The following is a 1,609-nucleotide window of genomic DNA, read 5'->3' as shown; positions in this document are numbered from 1 at the left end:
GCGCCTGCGCGCCCACGTCACGGAGCTCATGCCGACCTCACCCTCGGGTCAAGGACGTGGTAGGCCACGTCGGCCAGCGTGTTCATGAGGATGACGGCGACACAGACGACCATGAACGTGCCCTGCATGACCGCGAAGTCGGGCCCCTTGATCGCCTCGTAGAACAGCAGTCCGAGGCCGGGCCACGAGTAGACGGTCTCGACGGAGACCGCGCCGCCCACCACGAACCCGATGTGGATGAAGACGAGCGTCACGGTCGGCAGCAGCGCGTTCGGTACGGCATGCCGCCGCCGTACCATGTCGTCGCGCAGCCCCTTGGCGCGCGCGGTGGTCACGTAGTCCTGGCCGATCTCGTCGAGCAGCGAGGAGCGCATGACCAGCAGGTACTGCGCGTAGACGACGGCGACCAGGGTGAGGCACGGCAGCACCATGTGGTGGGCGACGTCGAGCACGTAGGCGAAGCCGTCGGGCGCGTCGACGCTCTCCATGCCGCGCGTGGGGAACAGTCCGGGGATCGGGCCGATGCCCGCGCCGAGGACCATGAGCAGCAGCAGACCGAGCCAGAACGTCGGCACCGACCACAGCACGAGCGAGATGCCCGTGGAGAAGCGGTCGAGGCGGCCGCCGTGGTTCCACGCGGCGCGGGTGCCCTGCCACAGGCCGAGGCTGACCGCGATGAGCAGGCCGACGCCGGTCAGCAGCAGGGTGGGGCCGAACCGCTCGCCGATAAGGTCGGTGACGGGCCGCTTGTACTCGTAGGAGGTGCCGAGGTCGAACTGCAGGGTGCGCAGCACGAAGTCGAAGAACTGCTGCAGCAGCGGCTTGTCCAGGCCCATCTGCCTGCGCAGCAGGTCGATCTGGTCGGGGCTGAGCGGCACGTCGCGGGTGTAGGCGATGACCGGGTCACCCGGGATGAGGCGGAACAGGAAGAACGTCGCGACGATCACCATCGCGATGCTGAGCAGCGCCCCACCGAGCTTGGTGAGGGCGTATCTGAGCAGGCCCCGGTAGGCGGGGCGGTCCTCGCCGGAACCCGCCGCCGTCTGGACGGCGGCGGGTTCGGTTTCGAGCGGAGTGGCCATTATTCGCGTTCGTCCGAGGTGGTCTTGCGCCGCCTGGACAGCAGGAACCCTGCACCGCCGAGGACGACCACCGCCGCCGCCACGACGCCGATGATCAGGCCGGTGTTGGAGCCACCGCCGCTGCCGCCGGAACCGCCGGTGGCCACGGCCTTGGCGTCGAGGGTGACCATCGGGTAGCCGCTCGCGCCGCCGTACAGGATGCCCTCGCCCTGCTTACCCGACGGGATCGGGGTGATGCTGGTGATCTTGTCCTTGCGGTACAGCTCGAGGTTGTTCGGGTAGTAGATCGCGATGACCGGCGCGTCGGTGTAGAGGCGCTGCTGCATCTGCTTGATCATGTCGGCCCGCTTGGCGGTGTCGAGCTCCTTGAGCTGCGACTGGTAGAGCTCCTCGTACTGCTTGTCGCAGTAGAAGGACTCGGTGCCGCCGCCCTCGCCCGAGGGGGTGGGCCGCCTGCTGCACAGGTGCGTGGCCAGGACCTCTTCGGGGTCGGGGTTGACCGACCAGCCGCTGATCGCGATGTCGAA

1 protein-coding gene and 1 pseudogene are annotated in these 1,609 nt (G+C 68.6%); both read right to left on the bottom strand.

Annotation, left to right across the window (positions count from 1 at the left end):
* Positions 1–26: 26 nt before the first annotated feature.
* Positions 27–1,082: an ABC transporter permease gene (locus ACFXJ8_RS44035; RefSeq protein WP_379651541.1), complete on the bottom strand. Its 1,056-nt coding sequence runs from the start codon at positions 1,080–1,082 to the stop codon at positions 27–29.
* A pseudogene (locus ACFXJ8_RS44030) lies at positions 1,082–1,609 on the bottom strand (ABC transporter substrate-binding protein); the annotation flags it as partial. The gene ACFXJ8_RS44035 and the pseudogene ACFXJ8_RS44030, both read right to left, overlap by 1 nt.

It is taken from the genome of Nonomuraea sp. NPDC059194, from assembly GCF_042754765.1.
Taxonomy (GTDB): domain Bacteria; phylum Actinomycetota; class Actinomycetes; order Streptosporangiales; family Streptosporangiaceae; genus Nonomuraea.
The sequence above is the reverse complement of the archived record's forward strand: the minus strand, read 5'-3'. Positions and strand labels throughout refer to the sequence as shown.

Bases quoted from the DNA above. Each gene is read 5' to 3' on its own strand.
- ACFXJ8_RS44035 (WP_379651541.1), bottom strand. From the start codon at position 1,082: ATGGCCACTCCGCTCGAAACCGAACCCGCCGCCGTCCAGACGGCGGCG.